The 26,068-nt window shown below is 60.1% G+C and carries 21 protein-coding genes and 1 pseudogene; 17 read left to right on the forward strand and 5 right to left on the reverse strand.

Annotated features, from left to right (window positions below; translation table 11 throughout):
* Positions 1–35 precede the first annotated feature (35 nt).
* The 4 genes from ACYZT7_RS02600 to ACYZT7_RS02615 all read left to right on the forward strand — a co-directional run bounded on the left by ACYZT7_RS02600 (position 36) and on the right by ACYZT7_RS02615 (position 6,754).
* Positions 36–3,608 carry a DUF2339 domain-containing protein gene (locus ACYZT7_RS02600; protein WP_462039826.1) on the forward strand — a complete coding sequence of 1,191 codons (3,573 nt, stop codon included), beginning with the start codon at positions 36–38 and terminating at the stop codon, positions 3,606–3,608.
* Positions 3,605–4,978 (forward strand): DUF3999 domain-containing protein, encoded by a 1,374-nt coding sequence (locus ACYZT7_RS02605; protein WP_462039827.1) that lies wholly within the window; start codon positions 3,605–3,607, stop codon positions 4,976–4,978. The genes ACYZT7_RS02600 and ACYZT7_RS02605 overlap by 4 nt, the downstream gene beginning before the upstream one ends.
* Before the next feature lie 160 nt (positions 4,979–5,138).
* Positions 5,139–6,149, forward strand: a complete 1,011-nt coding sequence (locus tag ACYZT7_RS02610; protein WP_462039828.1) for a class 1 fructose-bisphosphatase — start codon at positions 5,139–5,141, stop codon at positions 6,147–6,149.
* Positions 6,150–6,151: 2 nt separating this feature from the next.
* Positions 6,152–6,754 carry a DUF924 family protein gene (locus tag ACYZT7_RS02615; protein WP_462039829.1) on the forward strand — a complete coding sequence of 201 codons (603 nt, stop codon included), beginning with the start codon at positions 6,152–6,154 and terminating at the stop codon, positions 6,752–6,754.
* Positions 6,755–6,773: 19 nt separating this feature from the next.
* Here the strand turns inward: ACYZT7_RS02615 and ACYZT7_RS02620 are convergent, their stop codons facing one another.
* The 4 genes and pseudogenes from ACYZT7_RS02620 to ACYZT7_RS02635 all read right to left on the reverse strand — a co-directional run.
* Positions 6,774–7,100, reverse strand: a complete 327-nt coding sequence (locus tag ACYZT7_RS02620) for a type II toxin-antitoxin system RelE/ParE family toxin (protein WP_462039830.1) — start codon at positions 7,098–7,100, stop codon at positions 6,774–6,776.
* Positions 7,097–7,369 carry a type II toxin-antitoxin system Phd/YefM family antitoxin gene (locus ACYZT7_RS02625; RefSeq protein ID WP_462039831.1) on the reverse strand — a complete coding sequence of 91 codons (273 nt, stop codon included), beginning with the start codon at positions 7,367–7,369 and terminating at the stop codon, positions 7,097–7,099. Before ACYZT7_RS02625 ends, ACYZT7_RS02620 begins: the two co-directional genes overlap by 4 nt.
* 149 nt (positions 7,370–7,518) lie before the next feature.
* Positions 7,519–8,283: a methyl-accepting chemotaxis protein gene (locus tag ACYZT7_RS02630; protein WP_370694726.1), complete on the reverse strand. Its 765-nt coding sequence runs from the start codon at positions 8,281–8,283 to the stop codon at positions 7,519–7,521.
* A gap of 93 nt (positions 8,284–8,376) precedes the next feature.
* Positions 8,377–9,411: pseudogene (locus ACYZT7_RS02635) on the reverse strand (HAMP domain-containing protein); the annotation flags it as partial.
* 284 nt (positions 9,412–9,695) lie between these two features.
* On the opposite strand from ACYZT7_RS02635, the gene ACYZT7_RS02640 reads away from it, so the two are divergent.
* Positions 9,696–9,950: a lipoprotein gene (locus tag ACYZT7_RS02640; protein WP_045061982.1), complete on the forward strand. Its 255-nt coding sequence runs from the start codon at positions 9,696–9,698 to the stop codon at positions 9,948–9,950.
* Positions 9,951–9,981: 31 nt separating this feature from the next.
* The gene (locus ACYZT7_RS02645; RefSeq protein ID WP_462039832.1) at positions 9,982–10,551 is read left to right on the forward strand and encodes a lipocalin family protein; all 570 of its coding nucleotides are present in this window, start codon (positions 9,982–9,984) and stop codon (positions 10,549–10,551) included.
* Positions 10,552–10,683: 132 nt separating this feature from the next.
* On the opposite strand, the gene ACYZT7_RS02650 is transcribed toward ACYZT7_RS02645, so the two are convergent.
* Positions 10,684–12,048, reverse strand: a complete 1,365-nt coding sequence (locus tag ACYZT7_RS02650; protein ID WP_462039833.1) for a formimidoylglutamate deiminase — start codon at positions 12,046–12,048, stop codon at positions 10,684–10,686.
* A gap of 146 nt (positions 12,049–12,194) precedes the next feature.
* On the opposite strand from ACYZT7_RS02650, the gene hutC reads away from it, so the two are divergent.
* The 11 genes from hutC to hutI all read left to right on the forward strand — a co-directional run bounded on the left by hutC (position 12,195) and on the right by hutI (position 26,058).
* Entirely contained in the window at positions 12,195–12,905 is a 711-nt protein-coding gene (gene hutC / locus ACYZT7_RS02655; protein ID WP_177326944.1) for a histidine utilization repressor, read from the forward strand.
* Positions 12,902–13,471 carry a HutD/Ves family protein gene (locus tag ACYZT7_RS02660; protein ID WP_462039834.1) on the forward strand — a complete coding sequence of 190 codons (570 nt, stop codon included), beginning with the start codon at positions 12,902–12,904 and terminating at the stop codon, positions 13,469–13,471. The genes hutC and ACYZT7_RS02660 overlap by 4 nt, the downstream gene beginning before the upstream one ends.
* A 402-nt stretch (positions 13,472–13,873) precedes the next feature.
* Positions 13,874–15,577 (forward strand): urocanate hydratase, encoded by a 1,704-nt coding sequence (gene hutU, locus ACYZT7_RS02665; RefSeq protein WP_462039835.1) that lies wholly within the window; start codon positions 13,874–13,876, stop codon positions 15,575–15,577.
* Between the two features lie 165 nt (positions 15,578–15,742).
* Positions 15,743–17,215: a purine-cytosine permease family protein gene (locus ACYZT7_RS02670; protein ID WP_462039836.1), complete on the forward strand. Its 1,473-nt coding sequence runs from the start codon at positions 15,743–15,745 to the stop codon at positions 17,213–17,215.
* Between the two features lie 68 nt (positions 17,216–17,283).
* Positions 17,284–18,252, forward strand: a complete 969-nt coding sequence (locus ACYZT7_RS02675) for an ABC transporter substrate-binding protein (protein ID WP_462039837.1) — start codon at positions 17,284–17,286, stop codon at positions 18,250–18,252.
* Positions 18,253–18,322: 70 nt separating this feature from the next.
* On the forward strand, positions 18,323–19,174 hold the full coding sequence (locus ACYZT7_RS02680) for an ABC transporter permease (protein WP_074872803.1): 852 nt from the start codon (positions 18,323–18,325) through the stop codon (positions 19,172–19,174).
* Positions 19,171–20,001, forward strand: coding sequence for a quaternary amine ABC transporter ATP-binding protein (locus ACYZT7_RS02685; RefSeq protein ID WP_462039838.1), 831 nt, complete (start codon positions 19,171–19,173; stop codon positions 19,999–20,001). The genes ACYZT7_RS02680 and ACYZT7_RS02685 overlap by 4 nt, the downstream gene beginning before the upstream one ends.
* 142 nt (positions 20,002–20,143) lie before the next feature.
* On the forward strand, positions 20,144–21,667 hold the full coding sequence (gene hutH, locus ACYZT7_RS02690) for a histidine ammonia-lyase (RefSeq protein ID WP_462039839.1): 1,524 nt from the start codon (positions 20,144–20,146) through the stop codon (positions 21,665–21,667).
* 115 nt (positions 21,668–21,782) lie between these two features.
* Positions 21,783–23,315, forward strand: coding sequence for a histidine ammonia-lyase (gene hutH, locus ACYZT7_RS02695; RefSeq protein WP_462039840.1), 1,533 nt, complete (start codon positions 21,783–21,785; stop codon positions 23,313–23,315).
* Positions 23,316–23,425: 110 nt separating this feature from the next.
* A complete protein-coding gene (locus ACYZT7_RS02700) occupies positions 23,426–24,835 on the forward strand; it encodes an amino acid permease (RefSeq protein WP_462039841.1) in 1,410 nt (469 codons plus the stop codon).
* A 17-nt stretch (positions 24,836–24,852) separates the two neighbouring features.
* Positions 24,853–26,058 (forward strand): imidazolonepropionase, encoded by a 1,206-nt coding sequence (gene hutI, locus ACYZT7_RS02705; protein ID WP_462039842.1) that lies wholly within the window; start codon positions 24,853–24,855, stop codon positions 26,056–26,058.
* Positions 26,059–26,068: the final 10 nt, after the last annotated feature.

Here is a 26,068-nt window from a genome sequence, read left to right on the forward strand (position 1 = left end):
TTTGCCCATCGCGGGGCCACTTAGGGATATCGACCATGCAATGGATGTTCATGCTGATTGGGCTGGTGCTGGGCTGGGTACTCGACGAGTCGTTCAGCGATGCGCTGTTGGGCGGGCTGCTCGGGTTGGGTATTGGCCAGGCCATTTGCATTGGCCGCCTGGGTTCACAAGCTGACGAGCAACGTAAGCTACTTGATCAGGCTCAGATCGCGCTGAATGCGGTGCAGCAACGGCTGTCATTGCTGGAAGTGTCAGGCGTCAAGACGCCGGAAACCCACGAACCCGCGCCGTCTCCTGAGTTCACGCTCGACGAAATCCCTGCCGAGGCCCCGGAGCTGATCTGGGAACTCCCTCCCGAACTCGAGCCGATCACCGCGGCCGCCGCCGAAGCGAGCCGTCCAGTGCCCGTCGATGCCTGGAAACCCGAACCGGTCGCCCGCGAACCACAACAACCTGCCATCCCGCGTGGCCCAAACTTCATCGACCGCGCCATTAGCGGCGCCCGCAACTGGTTGTTCGGCGGCAACACCGTGCTGCGGGTCGGTGTGGTGCTGTTGTTTCTCGGCTTGGCCTTCCTGTTGCGTTACGCCACCGAAGGCATGGTGGTACCGATCGAGTTGCGTTACGCCGGTGTTGCGGCGGCGGCATTGGGGCTTCTGGGGCTGGGTTGGTGGCTTAGAACACGCAACAGCCATTACGCGTTGATGCTGCAAGGCACCGGGATCGCGGTGTTGTACCTGACCGTGTTTGCCGCAATGCGCCTGCATCCGCTGCTCGATCCTACTGCAGCGTTGGGCCTGCTGGTCGCGGTGACGGTGTTCTCGGCGATTCTCGCCATCACCCAGGACGCTCTGGGGCTCGCCGCCGCTGCGGCACTCGGCGGGTTCGCGGCGCCGATCCTGACCTCCACCGGCGCCGGCAACCATATCGCGCTGTTCAGCTACTTCGCCTTGCTCAACGCCGGCATCCTCGCCATCGCCTGGTTCAAGGCCTGGCGGCTGCTCAACCTGATCGGCTTCGTCGGCACCTTCGGCATCGGTTTCGCCTGGGGCCTGCGTTCCTACACCCCGGAACTGTTGTGGAGCACCGAACCGTTTCTGATTGTGTTTTTCCTGATGTACCTGGCCATCGGCCTGCTGTTCGCCCGACGCAAGTTGCTGGAAATGAGCGATGCGCCCGAGGATGACAGCCGAGAGGCGCTGCTGCGTTGGTCGACGCAAAAGGGTGATTACGTCGACGGCACAATGCTGTTCGGTCCTGCGTTGGTGGGCTTCGGCTTGCAGTTCGCACTGGTTCAGCATCTCGAGTTTGCCGCAGCCTTCAGCGCGTTGGCGTTGGGCATGATTTATATGGGGCTGGCGCGGCTGTTGATGGGCGGACGAGCGTTGCTGCTGGCGGAAACCTGTCTGGCGCTGGGGGTGATCTTCACCAGCCTCGCGATTCCGTTGGGGCTCGATGCGCGCTGGACTGCTGCTGCCTGGGCCGTCGAAGGCGCCGGCATCTTCTGGCTCGGCCTGCGTCAGCAACGACCGCTGGCCCGAGCCTTTGCCTTGCTGCTGCAATTGGGCTCGGCGCTGGCGTTTATCAGCGAACTGCGGATCGGTGAAAGCAGCCTGCTCGACGGTGCGCCGCTCGGTGCGTTGATGCTCGGCGTGGCGTTGTTGTTCAGCTTCTACCAGTTGCGCAAAGCCTTGCCCGCACAGACGTCGGAATGGGAGCGCCAAGGGCTGCCGGTGTTGGCTTGCCTCGGTCTGACCTCCCTCTATCTGCTGGCGCCGTTGTTTTTCTTCACTCACGGCACGGCGATCAGTTGGGCGCTGGCGGGGTTGGCGACGTTGTTTGGTGGCTTGCGTCTGCAATCGCGCACGTTCCTGTTCACCGCGTTCGCCGTGCAGTTGCTCGGCGGTGCGTTGTTCCTGCTGCGGCTGCAGGGTTCGAGCGGTGAGTCTGGCGCCGTGTTCAATGCGGGTTGGAGCGGTTTGCTGAGTGCGTCGTTGATCGGCCTGGCGCTGATCGCTGGTATGTTGCTGGCGGCGCGCGATGAGATGGTCCGTAGCGACGTGCGATTGCTGCGCGGCTTGTCGGTGGTGCTGCTGGCCGGTCTGGTGTTGATCAATCTGGCGGTGCTGTTCGTCCTGCCTTGGCAAACGGCGAGTGCGGTATGGGCGGCCAGCGGTCTGTTCATCATCTGGCTCAGCCTGTTCCTGAAGCAGCGCGTGAGTTTTGTCTTCGGCCTGCTGTTGCAGGTCATCGGCGGCGCGGCGTTCCTGATGGCCGGGCCTGATTTGCTCGGACCGCTTGCGAGCGAAGGATTGAAGCCTCTGGCTCACAGCGGTTTCTGGACACCGCTGGTGTTGGGTTTGGCTGCGATGGTTGGCGCCTGGCGCTTGCAGCTCGGAAATCATGCTTCGGCCTTCGATGTGCTGAGCTTGCAGCGTTTGTCCGAAGTGCTGCTGGTGTGGGGCGCGGGTTGGTGGGCGCTGGCGTGGGTGAGTGAAGTATTGCGCTTCGCACCTTTGAATCTGCAAGCGACGTTGTTGCTGGCGGTCGCGGCGCTGAGCGTGGCGCTGTGGACGGTATTGGCGCTGCGCCTGAAATGGTCGTCGCTGGGCTTGCTCTGCACCTTGCTAATGCCTACGGCCGGTTTGGTGTTGCTGGCTGCGTGGCACTCGCGTTATCACCCGGCAGCCAACTTCGGATGGCTGGTATGGGCGGCCGTGTTTGTTGTGCATTTCATCTCCCTGCGGCGTTTGGCGCCGATGCTGCCGATGCGCGCGCTCAGTACCGCGCATGTGCTCGGCTGCTGGCTATTGATCGGTGTGTTGGCCCTGGAGCTGCGTTACGGCCTGTTGCTGTTGTCCGAGCAGTACAACGCCTGGCGCTGGTTGGGTTGGGCGATTCTGCCGAGCCTGTATCTGGTGCTGATGGCGGCACCCCGTGCCTGGCCATGGCCGGTGTCGGCTTATACGCGCGAATACCGTGTGTACGCGGCGGCACCGCTGGCGTTGCTGATGCTCGGCTGGTTCTGGCTGGCGAACGTCCTCAGCGACGGCGCCGCCGAGCCGTTGCCTTACGTGCCGCTGATCAACCCGCTGGAGCTGGGTCTGCTGTTTGCGCTGTTCGGGGTTTATGTCTGGTCCCGCAGCGCCGTGACGCAACTGGCGATTCGCAAGGACTACTGTGATCACGCCACGCAACTGATCGCTGGCGTCTCGCTGTTTGTGTTCTTCACGGCCCTGGTGATGCGCACTGCCCATCATTGGGGCGGTGTGCCGTTCGAGCTGGATGCGTTGCTCGAATCCATGCTGGTGCAGGCCGGCCTGTCCATCGCCTGGACCTTGATGGCCCTGAGTCTGATGATCGGCGGCCATCTGCGTCATCGCCGCGAAGTCTGGCTGATCGGTGCGGCGCTGATTGGTGTGGTGGTGGCCAAACTGTTCTTGGTCGAATTGAGTAACCGCGGCGGACTCGCCCGGATCGTGTCGTTTATCGGCGTTGGCGTGTTGCTGTTGGTGGTGGGCTATTTCGCCCCGTTGCCGCCCAAACGCGTTGATGCTGTGCCGGAGTCTGAAAAACCGGCCCCGCAAACCGAAGGAGTGTCGTCTTGAGTCAGAAGCTGAACCGTGTCTGGTTGGGCGCTGTTGCGCTGGGTGTGGCGCTGTCGGCCAGTGCTCAGGAAAAATTGGCGGACTTCGCCACTCAGGTGCCGTTGTCGGTCAGCGGCGAAGGTCCGTGGTATCGCCTCGAATTGCCGTTGAGCGTGCAATTGAATGCGCGGCAAACCGATCTCAGCGATGTGCGCGTGTTCAATGCCTCCGGGGAGGCTCAGGCGTATGCCTTGGCGCGAGCGCCGGCGCAGACCAGCGACAACCGCACCCTGACCGACGTGAAGTGGTTCCCGCTGTACAACTCGGCGGATTCCACCGAGCACGCACCGAGCGTGCGGGTGCAATCGAGCGCCAATGGCACGCTGGTCGAAGTGCAGCCGTCCAGTCAGCTGGAGGCGGGCGAAGAAATGCTGCGCGGCTGGTTGCTCGACGCCAGCAGCATCAAAGCACCGTTGCAGCAGTTGATCCTCGACTGGACCAGTGAGCGCGATGGCTTCCAGCGTTTCACCATCGAAGCCAGCGACGACCTGCAGCATTGGCAGTCGTGGGGCGAAGGGCAGGTGGCACGCCTGACGTTCGCCGACGAGCGGGTCGAGCAACATGAAGTCGCCCTGCCGGGTCAGTCGGCCCGGTATCTGCGATTGCTATGGAGCACGCCGCAATCGGCCCCGACGTTGACCTCGGCGCAACTGCAAAGCGCCAAGACCCGCAGCCTGCCGCTACCACTTGTCTGGTCGCAACCGCTGGCTGGCAGCAGCGTGAAGGCCGGTGAATACACCTGGCAATTACCCATGGGGCTGAATGTCGAGCGCTTACAGGTCGAGTTGAGTCAGCCCAACAGTTTGGCGCCCGTGACCTTGTCCGGTCGTCGGGAAAGTAGCCTGCCGTGGCAGTCGCTGAGCAGCGGTTTGCTCTATCGCCTGACTCAAAGTGGCCAGGACGTGGTGCAGAACGAATTGCAGCTGTCAGGGCAAACCGTGCAGCAGTTGAAGCTGACGGTGGACGAACGCGGCGGTGGCCTGGGTGCCGAGGCACCGACTGTGCGATTCGCCGTGCGCTCCATTCAATTGGTGTTCCTGGCGCGCGGAGCGGGGCCTTATACGCTCGCGCTGGGCAGTGCCACGGTGAAGGCGGCGAGCCTGCCGCTGTCGACGTTGATTCCGGATTACAGCGCTGCAAAGTTGGCGACATTGGGCAAGGCTACGGTCGAAGGCGCGGCGGTGGCCACGCCAGCGTCGACCGTGACAACGGCTGCGCCGACGGACACCAACTGGAAGAAATTCGGGTTGTGGGCGGTGCTGCTGCTCAGTGTTTTGTTTCTGGCCGCGATGGCGTTCAGTCTGTTGCGCAAGCCGCCAGTCAAGCCTTGAAACTGGCAGCAACGCCCGGTGCACATCCGGGCGGTTTCGAACTACGCTCATCCGGGCGCATGAACTCTATTGGGTGTAACACGTCTGATAGGAGGAAATGCGCCCCGACTCGCGTTAAACTGCGCGGGTTTTTAGCCCCCCCATTCCACCGGAGCCTTCCATGTCCCGCGTTACCCTGAGTCGCTATTTGATTGAGCAGACCCGTAGCAATAACACCCCTGCCGATCTGCGTTTCCTGATCGAAGTGGTGGCGCGTGCTTGCAAAGAGATCAACCACGCCGTGTCCAAAGGCGCCCTCGGTGGTGTTCTGGGCAGCATGGGCACTGAAAACGTCCAAGGTGAAGTGCAGAAGAAACTCGACGTGATCTCCAACGAGATCCTGCTCGAAGCCAACGAATGGGGCGGTCACCTGGCCGGCATGGCGTCCGAAGAAATGGACAACGCCTACCAGATCCCGGGCAAATATCCGAAAGGCGCGTACCTGCTGGTTTTCGACCCACTGGACGGCTCGTCGAACATCGATATCAACGCGCCGGTCGGTACTATCTTCTCGGTGCTGCGTTGCCCGAACGAATACCTGAGCCAAAACGAGCCCTTGAACGAAAAGGCTTTCCTGCAGCCAGGCACCGAGCAAGTGGCTGCCGGTTACGCGATCTACGGTCCACAGACGATGTTGATCCTGACCTTGGGCGACGGCGTAAAAGGCTTCACCCTGGACCGCGAAATGGGCAGCTTCGTGCTGACCCATGAAGACATCAAGATTCCGGAGTCCACTCAGGAATTCGCGATCAACGCGTCCAATCAGCGTCACTGGGAAGCTCCGGTACAACGCTACGTCGGCGAATTGCTGGCTGGCGAAGAAGGCCCGCTGAAAAAGAACTACAACATGCGCTGGGTCGCCGCGATGGTTGCCGACGTACACCGTATCCTGACCCGTGGCGGTCTGTTCATGTACCCACGCGACAGCCGCGAGCCTTCAAAGCCGGGCAAACTGCGCTTGATGTACGAAGCCAACCCGATGTCGTTCCTGGTTGAACAGGCTGGCGGCGCTTCCACCGATGGCCATCAGCGCATCCTCGACATCAAGCCTGACGGCTTGCATCAGCGCGTAGCGGTGTTCCTCGGCTCGAAAGAAGAAGTCGCACGCGTCACGGCTTATCACAAGGAATAAACATGACCGCGCCCTGGCAGCCTTTGCTCGAATGGTGGTTCGGAACGCTCGAATCCCCCAACGAAATATCGGCTGACAAGGGCAAGTTATGGTTCGGCAAGCGCGACAGCCAGGACCTCGAAGCGCAGACGCGTTTCGGGGACTGGGTCGAGCAGGCACTGGCCGGCGGATTGACTGACTGGGCGCAACGCCCCGAAGGTTGGCTGGCCCTGGTGCTGTTGCTCGATCAACTCCCGCGAATGATCTTTCGCGACACTCCAAAATCTTTTGCAGGCGATCTCAGGGCTCAGGCGCTGGTGGCGCAAGGCATCGCTGCGGATTTCGATCGGCAGTTGCGACCCATACAGCGGGTATTTATCTATCTGGTGTTTGAGCATTGCGAGAATCTGGCGGTGCAGAACGAAGCCGTCTCGCGATTTATCGCGCTGGTTGCCGAGCAGCCAGTAGCTGATCGAGCGGTGTTTGCCGATAACCTGGATTATGCCGAGCGGCATCAAAAGGTGATTGCGCGGTTTGGTCGGTTTCCGCACAGGAATGCAGTGTTGGAGCGGGAATCTACGGCTGAGGAGTTGGAGTTTCTGAGTAAGCCTGGATCGCGTTTCTAAACGCGCCCCGAGCTCACGTTTACCCTTGAAGTAGCCGCTTCATCAGCAGTGTTGGCAGACTTTTTCGGGTGTCGGCAATGATGTGAACATAGACCGTCTGCTCACGAATCTCATAGATGATCCGGTTCATCCCTGACAGGATTTGTCGATATTGGCTGAGATTAAGCTTCTCGATTTCTTCCGGGATCGATCCTGCATCGGGCTGTATCCCCAAATTGCGGATGACGGCCTTCAGGTCGGCATAGGTGCTTTGCCAAGTTTGAGTAGAGAACTGTTTGATGAGATAAGTACGAAGTTCTTTCAGGTCAGTCTCGGCAGACTGAAGAATGACGACCTTTAAACTCATTGATGGTCAGCCCTGTCCAGTTCTGCAAAGACATCTTCGGCGTCGCGCAACTTGCCTTCTACTATTTCACGATTTCCCATCGCCAAGAGCTTAAGCAGGGCCATGGTGTCTTCCTGCTCTTCAAAACTTTTTACGTCCATGACCACAAGCTTCGCTTCACCGTTTTGGGTGATCACCAAGGGCTCGCGGCTCTCTGTAAGTGCTTTGACGATTTCGGCCGTATGGCTTTTCAGGTAGCTGATCGGCTTGATTTGAGATGAAAGCTTCATGGGGTGAGCCTCGCCAAGTTTGAGTAGGACCGATTTTAGTCTTAATTCAGTCCTGCGTCAGGCTGCGGTGACCAACGTTTCTCTCTAAGCGTCTAGATCTTTGTTGCAACTGATGCCGCCATTGCGAGCAATGAGGCCCTCAAAGCGCATTAAATCCGGAAGCTGCCGACCAATTGCTTCAAACGCGCCGCCTGCTGCTCAAGATCCGCACAGGCGCGCAAGGTCGACTGTAAGTTCTCCACGCCTTCCTGATTCAGTGTGTTGATCTCGGTGATGTCGACGTTGATCGACTCCACCACCGCCGTTTGCTCTTCCGTCGCGGTGGCCACCGACTGGTTCATCCCGTCGATCTCTCCGATCCGCTGAGTCACGCTGCCCAGACGTTCGCCCGCCTGGTTGGCGATGCCGACGCTGCTTTCACTCTGGCGTTGGCTGTCGGTCATGGTGCTCACGGCTTCCCGGGCGCCGACTTGCAGTTCCTCAATCATCTTCTGCACTTGCTGCGCCGAATCCTGAGTACGGTGCGCGAGGTTACGCACCTCGTCCGCTACCACGGCAAAACCGCGACCGGCTTCACCGGCACGGGCCGCTTCGATGGCTGCGTTGAGGGCCAGCAAATTGGTCTGCTGGGAGATGCTGGTAATCACTTCCAGAATCTGCCCGATGTTCACGGTGTTGCTATTGAGCGTTTCGATGTTGCCGCACGAATCGCTGATCTTCGCCGAGAGCTGCTGCATCGCCGCGATGGTTTTATCGACGACTTGCTGGCCGTCCTCGGCCAATGCGCGAGCATCGCTCGAATGCTGAGAGGCGAGGGCGGCGTTCTGGGCGATTTCCTGGGCGGCGGCGCCCAGCTCGTTGATGGCGGCGGCGACGCTGCTGGTGCGCGAGGCTTGCTGGTCGGAGTTGAACATCGACGAGTTCGACGCGGCAACCACACGCAAGGCGACTTCGTTGACCTGGCCGGTGGCCGAGGACACCTCGCGGATCGAGGTGTGAATACGCTCCACAAAACGGTTGAACGAGGTGCCCAGCGCACCGAATTCGTCCTGGCCGTGGATGGTCAGACGCTTGGTCAGGTCGCCTTCACCTTCGGCGATGTCATGCATCGCGCGACCCATGGTCAGCAACGGCTGCATCAAGAAGCTGATCAGCATGCCCAACAGCGCGATGATGATCACCACGGCAATGACCATGGCGATGATCGCCGAGGTGCGAAATTCGCTGAGCATCGAGACCGCGGTGTCCTGATCCAGCACCAGCGCCACGTACCAGTCTGCCGAGGGCACACCATTGACGTGGGTAAAGGAGATGAATTGGGTCATGCCGTCGATCTCGACTTCTTTCATGCCCGGGCTGACTTTCGGCGCGCCGTTCGGGTAGGCGTCGGCCAGGTTCTTGAGTACCAGTTTGCTGTCCGGGTGAATCAGGATCTTGCCGTCGGCGCTGACGATAAACGCATGGCCATGACCGCCGAAATTCAGCAAGTTGATGATCGCGCTGACGCTGGACAGATCAATGTCTGCGCCGGCGACGCCAATCATTTGATTCTGGTGCTTCACTGGCGTGGCGACGGTGATCACCAGTTTGCCCGACGACGCTGCAATGTAGGGTTCAGTGACGATGGTCTGTTGCGCGTTGTTGGCCGCCTTGTACCAGCCACGAGCACGCGGGTCGTAGTCCGCCGCGCGATTGCCGGCCGGGACCGAGAACATCACACCATCGGTGCCGCCGAAGTAGCTCAGTTGGAAGTTGCTCGTGTAGGCCGGCAGGTCGATGGCGCGCTTGAGATTGGCCTGTGCGCTGCCGTCCACGGCGATCTGCTGGGACAGCGATTGCAGCAATTGAATGCGGCTTTCCAGCCAGGTCTGGATATTGCTGGTGGTCAGGCTGCCGAGTTCCTGCATTGAGGATTCGGTACTGCTGCGCAGGGTTTGCCGCTGGCGGTAGTCGTTGAAGAGGATGAAACAAGCGAATGCAACGGCCACCACGAGGGCGGCAGCCAACAAGATCTTGTGGCTGAACTTCATGTTTCTGGTCATTAAATGAGCTACCACGAAGAGGCTGGGCAACAAGGGGGGCGTCAATTTGCCACAGTCATGGGCTTTGCGCTGCCTTTATGTCGACTGAGCGGCGGCAAAGATTAGGCGGCTTTTGCGAAAACCGACCAAATGCTCAACAGCAAACGAAAGTTCCTGATATTTCACGAAAAACAGACGAGCGGCCTCACAAATAGCCGGCCAGCCAGGGAACCAGACAGGGGTTTTCTCTTCTAAGCTTCAGCTTGGCAGTCATGCCATTCCCCCTTCGCCCCAGGAGCTACACAATGTCGCTGCGTTCTATCGCCCTGCTTTCGTTCTGCGTGTTGTTGGCCGCGTGCAGCAAGGTCAATCAGGAAAACTACTCGAAGCTGTCGTCAGGCATGCCCAAGGCCGAGGTAGAAACCTTGCTGGGCAAACCCACCGACTGCTCGGGCGCGCTCGGCATGTCCAGTTGTACCTGGGGCGACAAGAACAGCTTTATCAGCGTGCAGTACGCCGGTGACAAAGTGCTGATGTTTTCCGGCCAAGGCCTGAAGTAATCCGGGGTTATACGCCCACGGGAGAAAAACAATGAAGCGGTTACTGATAGTCCTTTTAGCCGGCCTGGTATTGGCCGGCTGCGCCACGTCTGGCGTAGATCCGTTGGCACCGAAAACCGCCAATAGCGTCAATCTCAAGAAGTACCAAGGGACCTGGTACGAGTTGGCTCGTCTGCCGATGTATTTCCAGCGCAACTGCGCGCAATCCGAAGCCCATTACACGCTCAAGCCTGACGGCAAAGTGTTGGTACTGAACCGCTGTCTGACGGCGGACTGGCAATGGGAAGAGGCCAAAGGCACGGCGTGGCCACAGGTGCCGGGCAAGAGCGACAAATTGTGGGTCGAGTTCGACAACTGGTTTTCGCGGCTGATACCGGGTGTTGCGAAGGGCGAATACTGGGTGTTGTACGTCAGCGATGACTACAAGACCGCCATTGTTGGCGATCCGAGCCGCAAGTATCTGTGGCTGCTGTCACGGACCCCGACGGTCAATGGTGTAGTGCGTGAAGAACTGCTGAGCAAGGCACGTCAGCAGGGTTACGACACTACGCGGCTGATCTGGCGCGCGACAGATACGCAGATGGCCAAGACTTCGAACTGACGGCTAGTAGAGAACAAATGTGGGAGCGAGCTTGCTCGCGATATAGGTCTATCAGTCAACATCATTGTTGAGGCTGATGGCCCCATCGTCGGAACGCCGCCCGGAGCAAGCTCGCTCCCACAGTTTTTTGCGTTAGCCCAACAGATCGCGCAAGACCTGGGTGAACGCGCGGTTGCTTTCTTCTTCCCCGGCATGATGCCCGCCACGCACAACCCACCGGCCATTGACCAGCACATCCCGCACCTGGCGGTCGCCACCGGCAAACAACCAACGATTCAGAATCCCGTCGCCACTGGCTGTCGCCAGGTACGGATCGTTGCCATCCAGCACCAGCCAATCCGCACGTTTGCCAACTTCCAGCGCGCCAATCGGCTGACCCAACGCCTGGGCCCCGCCATCCAGCGCTGCGTCGTACAGTGTGCGGCCAACCATCGGCTGATCCGCGCCATACAAACGATTACGTCGTTGGTCGCGCAGGCGCTGGCCATATTCCAGCCAGCGCAATTCTTCGACCACGCTCAATGACACATGACTGTCGGAGCCAATTCCCATGCGCCCGCCCTGAGCGAGGAAATCCACCGCCGGGAAGATACCGTCGCCGAGGTTGGCTTCGGTCGTCAGGCACAAACCGGCGATGGCGCGACTCTTGGACATCAGCGTGACTTCTTCCGGGTTGGCATGGGTCGCGTGAACCAGGCACCAGCGCTGATCGACCTCGGTGTTTTCGTACAGCCATTGCAGCGGGCGGCGACCGCTCCAGCCCAGGCAGTCATCGACTTCCTTCTGCTGCTCGGCGATGTGAATGTGCACCGGGCACTGCTTGTCGCTGGCGGCCAGCACTTCGCTGATTTGCTGCGGTGTTACCGCACGCAACGAGTGGAAACACAAACCCAGCGACTGCGCCGGTTGCTGCGCCAGGATCGGCTGCAAGCGCGACTGAAGCTTGAGGTAGTTTTCGGTACTGTTGATAAAGCGGCGCTGGCCGTCGTTCGGCGTTTGGCCACCGAAGCCGGAATGGCTGTAGAGCACCGGCAGCAGGGTCAGGCCGATCCCGGCGGAACTGGCGGCCTGGCTGATGCGCAGCGCCAGTTCGGCCGGGTCCGCGTAAGGCTGGCCGTTGGTGTCGTGGTGTACGTAGTGAAATTCTGCGACCGAGGTGTAACCGGCCTTGAGCATTTCGATGTACAGCTGACGAGCGATGACGCCGAGCTGCTCCGGGTTGATTTTTCCGACGAGGCGATACATCAAATCGCGCCAGGTCCAGAAACTGTCGTTCGGATTACCTGCCACTTCCGCCAGCCCGGCCATGGCCCGCTGGAAGGCGTGGGAGTGTAAATTCGGCATCCCAGGTAGCAGCGGACCGCTAAGCCGTTCGGCATCATCTGCGTGGGAATCGGCCTGGATATGGGTCAGCACGCCCTCGGCGCTGACCTCAAGACGTACATTGTTGGCCCATCCACTAGGCAGCAGCGCGCGTTCGGCAAAGAAGGCGGACATGGTTCAGCACCCCATCGTGTGTTATTTGTATATACATATACAGACGTTTGCCTGCTCGGTAAACTCCGGCAAGCTAGCAACCTCTAACAGATCAACAAGGATTAACCGTGCCGACTCCGCCTGCAGTCTCTCCGTTGGCCGCACACATGGGCGACAGTCCGGCGCCCTTGTACGCCCGCGTCAAACAGATGATCACCCAGCAAATCGACAGTGGAAACTGGCCGCCGCACTACCGCGTTCCGTCGGAAAGCGAGCTGGTCAACCAACTGGGTTTCAGCCGCATGACCATCAACCGCGCCCTGCGCGAGATGACCGCCGACGGTCTGTTGGTGCGCATGCAAGGTGTCGGGACTTTTGTCGCCGAGCCGAAAAGTCAGTCCGCGCTGTTTGAAGTGCACAACATCGCCGACGAAATCGCCTCACGCGGCCATCGTCATACCTGCAAGGTCATCACCCTCGAAGAAGAGGCCGCCGGTTCCGAGCGCGCCTTGGCGCTGGACATGCGCGAAGGCCAGAAGGTTTTCCACTCGCTGATCGTGCATTTCGAAAACGATATCCCGGTGCAAATCGAAGACCGTTTCGTCAACGCGCTGGTGGCGCCGGACTACCTCAAGCAGGACTTCACCCTGCAAACGCCATACGCCTATCTGAACCAGGTCGCACCACTGACCGAAGGCGAGCATGTGGTCGAGGCGATTCTGGCCGAAGCCAGCGAATGCAAGTTGCTGCAGATTGAGAAGGGCGAGCCGTGCCTGCTGATTCGTCGTCGTACCTGGTCCGGCCGTCAGCCGGTGACCGCCGCCCGTTTGATCCACCCCGGTTCCCGTCATCGTCTGGAAGGTCGGTTCCACAAATGAGTCAAGTAAAGGTTCTACGCGCAAAAGATTACCCGCGCATGCCGTGGAAAAACGGCGGCGGCAGCACTGAAGAAATCACCCGTGATGCAGGTACAGGCCTGGATGGTTTCGGTTGGCGCCTGTCGATTGCCGATATCGGTGAGTCGGGTGGCTTCTCTACCTTCGCCGGTTACGAGCGGATCATCACCGTGCTGCAAGGCGACGGCATGACCTTGTCGGTTGATGGCCAGGCCACGCGTTCACTGTTACCGCTCGATCCATTTGCCTTTAGTGGCGAGAGCCAGGTGTCCTGCACATTGCTCGGCGGGCCGATCCGCGATTTCAACCTGATTTATGCGCCACAGCGTTACAACGCGCGGTTGCAGTGGCTGAATGGCCAACAGCGGTTTTTCAGCGAAGCCGGGACTGTGTTGGTGTTCAGTGTCAGCGAAGCGCTGGAATTGAAGGTCGGTAACAGCACCTCACAACTCGGTCGCCATGATTGCCTGCAACTCGTCGGTAACACCGGCCTGCTGGAAGTCTCCAGCAACGGCCCGTGCTGTGTGATCGAGCTGATCGCGCGCTGATCCAGAATCCTTTCGCGGGCAAGCCTCGCCCGCGAAGCTTTTCCGCCCCTCAAACGCGTTCCCCAATGCGCACCACTTTGTTACCGAACGCCCCAGCGTGGCGCAAAACCACGCCCAAGTAACAGCTGCCTCCCCTCCGCAAAATCCCCCGTCAAATATTCATCTTCGCCAAAACCCTTGATCCAAGGGCCTTCCAGCGCTCCAGAAATTTTTCTTGAACACCCATCCAACAAGTTGGCCGCTTGATTGCATATGCTTGTATGTACAAGTAAAGACGTATGCGTATGAGTCAATCGAGACTCCTCGCAACGTCCACTGATTCGCTTGTGTCGCTTTGACGCGCACAGGCTGGCTTACCCACCGCCAGGGTTGGTTTGGATTGATCGCTGAGGAGTCTTTTTCGTGACTGACAATACCCAGAAACCTACTACCGCCTCTTTTACAAAGTTTCGTGACGTTGAAATTCGTGCCGCTCGCGGTAACAAGCTGACCGCCAAGAGCTGGCTGACTGAAGCGCCGCTGCGCATGCTGATGAACAACCTCGACCCGGAAGTCGCCGAGAACCCTAAAGAACTGGTGGTTTACGGTGGTATCGGTCGTGCGGCACGTAACTGGGAATGCTACGACAAGATCGTCGAAAGCCTGACCAACCTGAACGACGACGAGACCCTGCTGGTGCAATCCGGCAAGCCGGTCGGCGTGTTCAAGACCCACAGCAACGCTCCGCGCGTACTGATCGCCAACTCCAACCTGGTGCCACACTGGGCGAGCTGGGAACACTTCAACGAACTGGACGCCAAAGGCCTGGCCATGTACGGCCAGATGACCGCCGGCAGCTGGATCTACATCGGCAGCCAGGGCATCGTTCAAGGCACCTACGAAACTTTCGTCGAAGCCGGTCGCCAGCACTACAACGATGACCTGAAAGGTCGTTGGGTCCTGACCGCAGGCCTCGGCGGCATGGGCGGCGCTCAGCCTCTGGCCGCGACCCTGGCCGGCGCTTGCTCGCTGAACATCGAATGCCAGCAGGTCAGCATCGATTTCCGCCTGAACAGCCGTTATGTCGATGAGCAAGCCACCGACCTCGATGACGCGCTGGCCCGCATCGCCAAATACACCAAAGAAGGCAAGGCGATTTCCATCGCGCTGCTGGGCAACGCGGCTGAAATCCTGCCGGAACTGGTCAAGCGCGGCGTGCGCCCGGACATGGTCACCGACCAGACCAGCGCCCACGACCCGCTCAACGGTTACCTGCCAGCCGGCTGGACTTGGGACGAATACCGCGCTCGCGCCAAGACCGAGCCTGCTGCCGTGGTCAAAGCCGCCAAGCAATCGATGGCTGTGCACGTTAAAGCGATGCTCGACTTCCAGAAAATGGGTATTCCGACCTTCGACTACGGCAACAACATCCGTCAGATGGCCCAAGAAGAAGGCGTCGAGAACGCATTCGACTTCCCAGGCTTCGTACCCGCTTACATCCGTCCGCTGTTCTGCCGCGGTATCGGCCCGTTCCGTTGGGCTGCACTGTCGGGCGATCCGCAGGACATCTACAAAACCGACGCCAAGGTCAAAGAACTGATCCCGGACGACGCCCACTTGCACAACTGGCTGGACATGGCGCGCGAGCGCATCAGCTTCCAGGGTCTGCCGGCACGTATCTGCTGGGTTGGCCTGGGCCTGCGCGCCAAGCTCGGTCTGGCGTTCAACGAAATGGTTCGCAGCGGTGAATTGTCCGCGCCAATCGTGATCGGTCGCGACCACCTGGACTCCGGTTCTGTCGCCAGCCCGAACCGCGAAACCGAATCCATGCAGGACGGCTCCGATGCCGTGTCCGACTGGCCACTGCTCAACGCTCTGCTCAACACCGCGAGCGGCGCGACCTGGGTTTCCCTGCACCACGGCGGCGGCGTCGGCATGGGCTTTTCCCAGCACTCGGGCATGGTGATTGTCTGCGACGGTACTGACGAAGCGGCCGAGCGTATCGCTCGCGTCCTGCACAACGACCCGGCTACCGGTGTCATGCGTCACGCCGATGCGGGTTACCAGATCGCGATCGACTGCGCCAAGGAACAGGGTCTGAACCTGCCGATGATTACCGGTAAATAAAAAACCGGGTCACCTTGATTGGGTGGCCCGACGCAAAACCTGTAGGAGCGAGGCTTGCCCGCGAACCGATGCACCGCGGTGTGTCAGAAAAGACGCCTTCGCGGGCAAGCCTCGCTCCTACAGAGAAACAACCAACACCGACCAACAATCCACAGAGGTTGAATCATGGCTGTTAATAGCGATCGTGCAGGCAGTAAACCGTTGATCGAGAAACGTTCGATCGACTACATCCCGGAAGCGGAAAGACACGGTCGTCTGTTGAGCCAATTCACCCTGTGGTTGGGTGCCAACCTGCAGATCACCGCGATTGTGACGGGTGCGCTGGCGGTGGTGCTCGGTGGTGATGTGTTCTGGTCGTTGATCGGTCTGTTGATCGGTCAACTGCTGGGCGGTGGCGTAATGGCGTTGCATGCGGCGCAAGGGCCCAAGCTTGGCCTGCCGCAGATGATCTCCAGCCGGGTACAGTTCGGCGTGTATGGCGCGGCCATCCCGATCGTGCTGGTCTGTCTGATGTACCTCGGTTTCACCGCAACGGGCACCGTGCTTTCCGGCCAGGCGCTGGGCCAGTTGTTTGGCGTCAGCGACAGCGTCGGAATCCTTATCTTCGCCAGTGTCATCGTGCTGGTCACGGTGCTCGGTTATCGGGTGATCCACTTCATCGGCCGTGTCGCCAGCGTCATTGGTGTGATTGCCTTTGTTTACCTGTTCAGCCGACTGATGAGCCAGACTGACATTGGCGCACTCCTGCAAATCCGTCACTTCAGCTGGAGCAGTTTCCTGCTCGCGGTATCGCTCGCGGCGTCCTGGCAGATCGCCTTCGGCCCCTACGTGGCTGACTATTCACGTTACCTGCCGAGCAAGACTTCTTCGGTGAAAACCTTCTTCGCCGCTGGCGCAGGTTCGGTCATTGGCGCACAGGTGGCGATGATCCTCGGCGTGCTTGCCGCCGCCTCGGCCAACGGGCAGTTCGCCGGCCACGAAGTGGCCTACATCGTGGGTCTGGGCGGTACCGGTGCCACCGCTGCGCTGCTGTACTTCAGCATCGCGTTCGGCAAGGTCACCATCTCCACGCTGAACTCTTACGGCAGCTTCATGTGCATTGCGACCGTCATCAGCGGTTTCCGTGGTGACCTGAAAGTAACGCGCTTGCAGCGTCTGGTCTTCGTGCTGGTTATCGTCGGCACTGCGACCCTGATCGCGTTGCTCGGTCAGCACTCGTTCCTCGGTGCGTTCAAGTCGTTCATCCTGTTCTTGCTGGCGTTCTTTACGCCATGGAGCGCGATCAACCTGGTGGACTACTACTGCATCACTCGCGAGCGCTATGACGTGCCGGCGCTGGCCGATCCGAACGGTCGCTACGGTCGTTGGAACCCCCTCGGTATCAGCGTCTATGTCTTCGGTGTGCTGGTGCAACTGCCGTTCATCTCTACCAAGTTCTATACCGGTCCGCTGGTGGACGCTCTGGGTGGCGTGGATATTTCCTGGATCATCGGTCTGGTGCTTCCCGCAGCCCTCTATTACGTGTGCGCGAAAAAATGGCACAGCGCAGTACCCGATCACCTGATTCTGCCGGTCGAGCAGGACAGCGATGCAGCACCTATAACAAGCGGGGCCGGTCGCGCTGCGGCGCAGGCCTGATTGGACGTGGACAGGGCTGGATGCCTCTTGACTGCCGTAAGCCAATTCATGATTAGGAGCGTCACACAATGAAATCGAACAAGACCCTGCTGACCACATTGCTTTCCATGGGCCTGCTGGCCAGTGCCGGTGCTACTCAGGCAGCCGGTTGGTGCGAGTCGGGCAAGCCGGTGAAATTCGCCGGCCTGAACTGGGAAAGCGGCATGCTGTTGACCGACGTGATGCAGGTCGTGCTGGAGAAAGGTTACGACTGCAAGGTCGACAGCCTGCCAGGGAACTCCATCACCATGGAAAACGCCCTGAGCAGCAATGACATTCAAGTGTTCGCCGAAGAATGGGTTGGGCGTAGCGAAGTCTGGAACAAGGCCGAGAAGGCCGGCAAGGTTGTCGGTGTCGGCGCGCCTGTCGTGGGTGCTGTCGAAGGCTGGTACGTGCCGCGCTACGTGATCGAAGGCGACGCCAAGCGCAAGCTGGAGCCCAAAGCCCCAGACCTGAAAGCGATCGCCGATCTGGGTAAATACGCTGCAGTGTTCAAGGATCAGGAAGAGCCATCCAAGGGCCGTTTCTATAACTGCCCGGCCGGCTGGACCTGTGAGCTGGATAACAGCGAAATGCTGAAAAGCTACGGCCTGGAAAATACCTACACCAACTTCCGTCCGGGCACCGGTCCGGCGCTGGATGCCGCGGTGTTGTCGAGCTACAAGCGTGGCGAGCCGATCCTGTTCTACTACTGGTCGCCAACCCCGCTGATGGGCCAGGTTGATCTGGTGAAACTCGAAGAGAAACCAGGCGTGAACAAGGAAGTGACCATCAAGGTCGGCCTGTCCAAGACCTTCCACGAGCAAGCCCCGGAACTGGTGGCTGTGCTGGAGAAGGTCAACCTGCCAATCGACCTGCTCAACCAGAACCTCGGGCGCATGGCCAAAGAGCGGATCGAGTCACCAAAACTGGCGAAAATCTTCCTCAAGGAACATCCTGAAGTCTGGCACGCGTGGGTGAGCGAAGACGCAGCCAAAAAGATCGACGCGGCCTTGTAGGTTGAGCCTCTCCGACTGCCCTGAGCGGCAGTCGGGTGCTTGATCGCAACCCCTTGATTGAGAGTCTCTTATGTTTCCCGAAAGCTTTACCTTTTCCATCGCCGACTGGGTCAACAGTTGGGTCGATTCGCTGGTCACCAACTACGGCGACGTGTTCCGCAGCATCTCCGACACCCTGTTGTGGGCCATCGTCAATCTTGAAGGCCTGCTGCGTGCGGCGCCCTGGTGGCTGATGCTGGCGATCGTGGCGGGCGTTGCCTGGCACGCAACCCGTAAAGTGGTGACCACTGCCGTGATCGTCGGTCTGCTGTTTCTGGTCGGCGCGGTTGGCCTCTGGGACAAGTTGATGCAGACGCTGGCGCTGATGATGGTCGCGACGGTCATTTCGGTGCTGATCGGCATTCCGCTGGGCATTCTTTCGGCACGTAGCAATCGCTTGCGTTCGGTGCTGATGCCGTTGCTGGACATCATGCAGACCATGCCGAGTTTCGTGTACCTGATCCCGGTGCTGATGCTGTTCGGCCTGGGCAAGGTCCCGGCGATTTTCGCCACCGTGATCTACGCCGCACCACCGCTGATCCGCCTGACTGATCTGGGTATTCGCCAGGTCGACGGCGAAGTGATGGAAGCGATCAACGCCTTCGGTGCCAACCGTTGGCAGCAACTGTTTGGCGTGCAACTTCCGCTGGCCCTGCCGAGCATCATGGCCGGGATTAACCAGACCACCATGATGGCCCTGTCGATGGTAGTGATTGCCTCGATGATCGGTGCCCGTGGCTTGGGCGAAGACGTGTTGGTGGGGATTCAGACCCTCAACGTCGGACGTGGTCTTGAGGCCGGTCTGGCGATCGTGATTCTGGCAGTGGTTATCGACCGTATTACTCAGGCGTATGGTCGGCCACGGCATGAGGTGAGCAAATGAACGACGCAACCGTGAGCAAAATCGAAGTCAAAAACGTCTTCAAGATTTTCGGCAACCGTTCCAAGGATGCGCTGGCCATGATTGGTCAGGGCAAAACCAAAGATCAGGTGCTGTCCGAAACCGGCTGTGTGGTCGGCGTGAACGACTTGTCCCTGAGCATCGGCACCGGTGAGATCTTCGTGATCATGGGACTGTCGGGTTCCGGCAAGTCGACGCTGGTGCGCCACTTCAACCGCCTGATCGACCCGACCAGCGGCGCGATCCTGGTGGACGGCGTGGACATCCTGCAATACGACATGGAAGCCCTGCGCGAATTTCGCCGGCACAAGATCAGCATGGTGTTCCAGAGCTTTGGCCTGCTGCCGCACAAGACCGTGGTGGATAACGTCGCCTACGGCCTGAAAGTGCGTGGCGAGACCAAGCAAATGTGCTCCGAGCGCGCGCTGCACTGGATCAACACCGTGGGCCTCAAGGGCTACGAAAACAAATACCCGCATCAGCTCTCGGGCGGTATGCGTCAGCGTGTGGGCCTGGCTCGCGCCTTGGCGGCGGACACCGACATCATCCTGATGGACGAAGCCTTCAGTGCGCTCGACCCGCTGATTCGCGCGGAGATGCAGGACCAGTTGCTGGAGCTGCAAAAGACCCTGCACAAGACCATCGTCTTCATCACCCACGACCTTGATGAGGCTGTGCGGATTGGTAACCGGATTGCGATTCTCAAGGACGGGCGCCTGATTCAGGTGGGTACGCCAAGAGAGATCCTGCATTCGCCGGCGGATGAGTATGTGGATCGGTTCGTACAGCGGCGCGCGGCGGTGGTCTGACAAATTTGTGGTGACTGTGCTGGCCCCATCGCGAGCAAGCTCGCTCCCACAGGGGAATGCATTCCAAATGTGGGAGCGAGCTTGCTCGCGATGGGGCCGGTAGGGCTGCATCAATATTCAGGTTGTACGGTTGAGGTTAATGATGTCCCAGGCTGAAAAAATCGTTATCGCAGGCGACCACCTGCGTTGGCAGGATGTGGTCGCCGTCGCCCGTCATGGCGCACAGCTTGAGCTGTCGCCACAGGTCTGGGCGCGGATCGAAAATGCTCAGGCGATTGTCCAGCGCATCGTCGTCAGCGGCGAGCGCGCTTATGGCGTCAACACCGGCCTCGGCGCGCTGTGCAATGTCTCGCTCAAAGACGAGCAGCTCAGCCAGTTGTCGCGCAACACCCTGCTCAGTCACGCCTGTGGCGTTGGCGCGCCACTGGCCGACGAACAGACTCGCGCAATCATCTGCGCCGCTATTCGCAACTACAGCCATGGCAAATCCGGCATTCATCGCCGGGTCGTCGAAGGTCTTCTGGCGCTGCTCAACCGCGGCATCACCCCGCAAGTGCCGTCCCAGGGTTCGGTGGGTTACCTGACCCACATGGCCCACATCAGCATTGCGCTGCTGGGTGTCGGCAATGTCAGCTATCGCGGGCAGATCGTTTCCGCGCAGCAGGCCCTGGCCGAAGAAGGTCTGCAACCGGTTCAACTGGGCGCCAAAGATGGCCTGTGCCTGGTGAACGGCACACCGTGCATGTCCGGCCTCAGCTGCCTGGCAATCGCCGACGCGACGCGTCTGGTGCAATGGGCCGACGTGATCGGCGCCATGAGCTTCGAAGCCCAGCGCGGTCAGATTGCTGCGTTCGATGCCGAGATCATCGCGCTCAAACCGCATCCAGGCATGCAGCAAGTCGGCATCAACTTGCGCGCGTTGCTCGATGGCAGTGAAGTGATTGCCAGCAGTAAAGGCATTCGTACGCAGGATGCATTGAGCATCCGCTCGATTCCGCAAGTTCACGGCGCCGCTCGCGATCAGCTTGAGCACGCGAAAAAGCAGATTGAAACCGAACTCAACTCGGTCACCGACAACCCGATGTTGCTGGGTACGCCGGACGACTTCCGAGTGGTGTCCCAGGCCAACCCGCATGGCCAGTCGGTCGCGATGGCGGCAGATTTGCTGGCCATCGCCATGGCGGAAATCGGCTCCATCGCCGAACGTCGTCTGGACCGCTTGATCAACCCGCATGTCAGCGGTTTGCCGGCATTCCTGGTGGCCAATCCGGGAGTGAACTCCGGGATGATGATCGTCCAGTACGTCGCCGCTTCCCTGTGTGCGGAAAACCGCCAGTTGGCACAACCGGCGGTGCTCGACAACTACGTCACGTCGGGCCTGCAGGAAGACCACCTGAGCATGGGCACCAACGCCGCGCTGAAGTTGCATCGCGCTCTGGAAAACTGCACGCAGATCCTTGCCATCGAGTACCTGCTGGCGTCTCAGGCATTTGAATTCTTGAAGGAACAACGCTTCGGCGCTGGCACTGATGCCGCCTGGCGTCTGCTGCGCGAGCGAGTTCCGGCCTACGACCAGGACCGCTGGCTGGCACCAGACATCGCCAGTGCCGCTGCCGTTTTGAAAGACCCGATTTTGCTGCACAAAGTGTTACCGAACCTGAACTGATTCCCACCACACCAGCGTGCCAAGGCGCGGCTCCCCAGAAGGCGAGACGCGACGGACAACGGACATCTCCGGAGCGTCTGGTGAGTTAATAAAATCTCTCAAAAGGAGCATAGAAATGACTGCGTTAAACCTGATTCCCGGCCAACTGAGCCTTGCCCAACTGCGTGATGTCTATCAGCAGCCGGTCAAAATCACCCTCGATGAAAGCGCTGCGGCCCAGATTGAAGCCAGCGTTGCCTGCGTGGAACAGATCCTCGCCGAGAACCGCACCGCTTATGGCATCAACACTGGTTTCGGCCTGCTGGCGTCGACCCGTATCGCCAGCGAAGACCTGGAAAACCTGCAGCGCTCGCTGGTGCTGTCCCACGCCGCCGGTGTTGGCGAGCCGATCAGCGACGCACTGGTTCGCTTGGTCATGGTGCTCAAGGTCAACAGCCTGAGCCGTGGTTTCTCCGGCATTCGTCGTAAGGTCATCGACGCACTGATCGCCCTGATCAACGCCGAGGTTTACCCGCACATTCCATTGAAAGGCTCGGTGGGTGCATCCGGCGACCTGGCGCCTTTGGCCCACATGTCGCTGGTGCTGCTGGGCGAAGGCAAGGCCCGCTACAAAGGCGAGTGGATGGAAGCAACCGAAGCGCTGAAAGTCGCCGGTCTGACCCCGCTGACCCTGGCGGCGAAAGAAGGTCTGGCGCTGCTCAACGGCACTCAGGTTTCCACCGCTTACGCACTGCGTGGTCTGTTCGAAGGTGAAGACCTGTTCGCTGGCGCTGTGGCGCTGGGCGCCCTGACCGTTGAAGCCGTGCTGGGCTCGCGCTCGCCATTCGACGCTCGTATTCACGCCGCCCGTGGCCAGAAAGGCCAGATCGACGCCGCTGCCGCGTACCGCGATTTGTTGGGTGAGCGCAGTGAAGTGTCCGACTCGCACCAGAACTGCGAAAAGGTTCAGGACCCTTACTCCCTGCGCTGCCAGCCGCAAGTCATGGGCGCCTGCCTGACCCAGTTCCGTCAGGCCGCCGAAGTGCTCGCCATCGAAGCCAACGCCGTTTCGGACAACCCGCTGGTATTCGCCGCTGAAGGTGACGTGATCTCCGGCGGTAACTTCCACGCCGAACCGGTCGCCATGGCCGCCGACAACATGGCGCTGGCCATCGCGGAAATCGGTTCCCTGAGCGAGCGTCGTATCTCGCTGATGATGGACAAGCACATGTCGCAACTGCCGCCGTTCCTGGTGGCCAATGGCGGCGTGAACTCCGGCTTCATGATTGCCCAGGTGACCGCTGCGGCACTGGCCAGCGAGAACAAGGCGTTGTCCCATCCGCACTCGGTGGACAGTCTGCCGACGTCGGCGAACCAGGAAGACCACGTTTCCATGGCCCCTGCTGCCGGCAAGCGTCTGTGGGAAATGGCCGAAAACACTCGTGGCGTTCTCGCGGTGGAATGGTTGGCTGCGGTCCAAGGTCTGGATCTGCGCGATGGTCTGAAGACTTCTTCGAAGCTGGAAGAGGCCCGCGGGATTCTGCGTGCGAAAGTGCCTTTCTACGAGAAGGATCGCTTCTTTGCGCCGGACATCAACGCGGCGAGCGAGTTGTTGGCGACCCGTTGCCTGAACGCGCTGGTACCGGCGAAGTTGCTGCCTAGCCTGTGATGGACCCATCGCGAGCAAGCTCGCTCCCACATTGGATTGCGTAAACCCTGTGGGAGCGAGCCTGCTCGCGATTCGATTTTGCGTCGAATAAGAATAATTAAGGACGAGAAATGCAACAGCCAGCAAAAGGTTTGAAACGCGGGCTCTCTGCTCGACATATTCGCTTCATGGCACTGGGGTCGGCGATCGGCACCGGGCTGTTTTACGGTTCTGCCTCGGCCATTCAAATGGCCGGGCCCGCGGTCCTGCTCGCTTACCTGATCGGTGGCGCGGCGGTGTTCATGGTCATGCGCGCCCTCGGTGAGATGGCGGTGCACAACCCGGTGGCCGGTTCTTTCGGTCACTACGCCAGCACTTATCTGGGGCCGATGGCGGGCTTCATCCTTGGTTGGACCTACGCGTTTGAAATGGTCATCGTCGGCATGGCCGACGTCACCGCGTTCGGTATTTACATGGGCTTCTGGTTTCCGGAAGTCGCCCGCTGGATCTGGGTACTGGGCATCGTTTCGGTGGTCGGCGGCTTGAACCTGTGCAACGTCAAAGTCTTCGGTGAAATGGAGTTCTGGCTGTCGTTGCTCAAGGTCGCGGCCATCGTCGCGATGATCCTCGGTGGCTTCGGCATCATGCTGTTCGGCATCAGCACCGCGCCCGGTGCTCAGGCGACCGACATCAGCAATCTCTGGAGCCATGGCGGCTTCATGCCCAATGGCGTGGGCGGCCTGATCGCTTCGTTTGCGGTGGTGATGTTTGCGTTCGGCGGCATTGAAATCATCGGCGTGACCGCCGGCGAAGCCAAAGACCCGCAGCGCGTGCTGCCCAGGGCGATCAATGCCGTACCGTTGCGTATCCTGCTGTTCTACGTGCTGACGATGTTCGTACTGATGTCGATCTTTCCATGGCAGCAGATTGGCAGCCAAGGCAGCCCATTCGTGCAGATTTTCGACAACCTGGGGATCAGCTCGGCGGCGACCATTCTCAATATCGTGGTGATCTCGGCGGCGATATCGGCGATCAACAGCGACATCTTCGGCGCTGGCCGCATGATGTACGGTCTGGCCCAACAAGGGCATGCGCCCAAGGGCTTCGCCCGGTTGTCGCGCAATGGCGTGCCATGGATGACCGTGGTGGTGATGAGCGTCGCGCTGCTGCTGGGTGTGTTGCTGAACTACTTGATTCCGGAAAACGTCTTTCTGTTAATCGCCTCCGTCGCGACCTTTGCCACGGTGTGGGTCTGGTTAATGATTCTGTTCACCCAAGTGGCGATGCGTCGTTCCATGAGTGCCGAACAGGTCGCACAGCTGAAATTTCCGGTGCCGTTCTGGCCTTATGCGCCGATGGCGGCGATTGCGTTCATGCTGTTCATCTTTGGCGTGCTGGGCTATTTCCCGGACACCCAGGCGGCTCTGATCGTCGGCGTGGTCTGGATTGTATTGCTGGTGCTGGCCTACCTGACGTGGGTGAAACCGGCGGCAGGCAAGGCAGTACCGGTTGAGCGGGAACCCTCTTTTTCTCATCGATAACCTAACGGAGGCCACGGATGAAAACTCTCTGGCAACACTGCCACGTCGCAACCATGGCGCAAGGCGCCTACTCGATCATCGAGGATGCGGCCATCGTGACGTCAGGAGCGCACATTGAGTGGATCGGCCCACGCGCTGAACTGCCGTCGGGCGAGTACCCGGCGGTCAATGATCTTAAAGGGGCCTGGGTGACTCCGGGCCTGATCGACTGCCACACCCATACGGTGTTCGGCGGTAACCGCAGCGGCGAATTCGAACAGCGCTTGCAGGGCGTCAGCTATGCCGAAATCGCAGCGGCCGGTGGTGGCATTGCCAGCACCGTACGCGCCACCCGCGCGGCCACCGAAGACGAACTGTTCGCCAGCGCCGCCAAACGCCTGAAGAGCCTGATGCGTGACGGCGTGACCACGGTCGAGATGAAATCCGGCTACGGTCTCGACCTGGCCAGCGAACGCAAGATCCTGCGGGTGATTCGCCGTCTCGGCGCCGAACTGCCGGTCAGCGTGCGCAGCACCTGCCTGGCCGCTCACGCCTTGCCGCCGGAGTATGCGGATCGCGCCGACGACTACATCGATCACATCTGTGCCGAGATGCTCCCGGCCCTGGCCGCCGAAGGGCTGGTGGATGCCGTCGACGCGTTCTGCGAATACCTGGCGTTTTCGCCGGCGCAGGTCGAGCGGGTGTTCATCACCGCGCAGAAGCTCTGTTTGCCGGTGAAGCTGCACGCCGAACAGTTGTCGTCATTACATGGTTCGAGTCTGGCGGCGCGTTACCACGCACTGTCGGCCGATCACCTGGAATTCATGACCGAAGATGACGCCATTGCCATGGCCAAGTCCGGCACCGTCGCGGTGTTGCTGCCCGGTGCGTTCTACTTTCTGCGGGAAACCCAATTGCCGCCGATGGAAGCTTTGCGCAAACACGGCGTGAAAATCGCCATCGCCAGCGACCTCAATCCTGGAACCTCACCGGGGCTGTCGTTGCGCTTGATGCTGAACATGGCGTGCACCTGTTTCCGCATGACCCCGGAAGAAGCGCTGGCCGGTGCAACGATTCATGCCGCTACCGCGTTGGGCATGGCCGCGACTCACGGCTCGCTGGAAGTCGGCAAGGTCGCGGATTTCGTCGCCTGGCAAATCGATCGTCCGGCCGATCTGTCGTACTGGCTGGGCGGTGACCTGGAAAAACGCGTCGTGCGTCACGGCGTTGAAGTGAGCATTTAGGAGAACAGTT

The sequence above is a fragment of the Pseudomonas sp. RT4P38 genome (assembly GCF_054897765.1).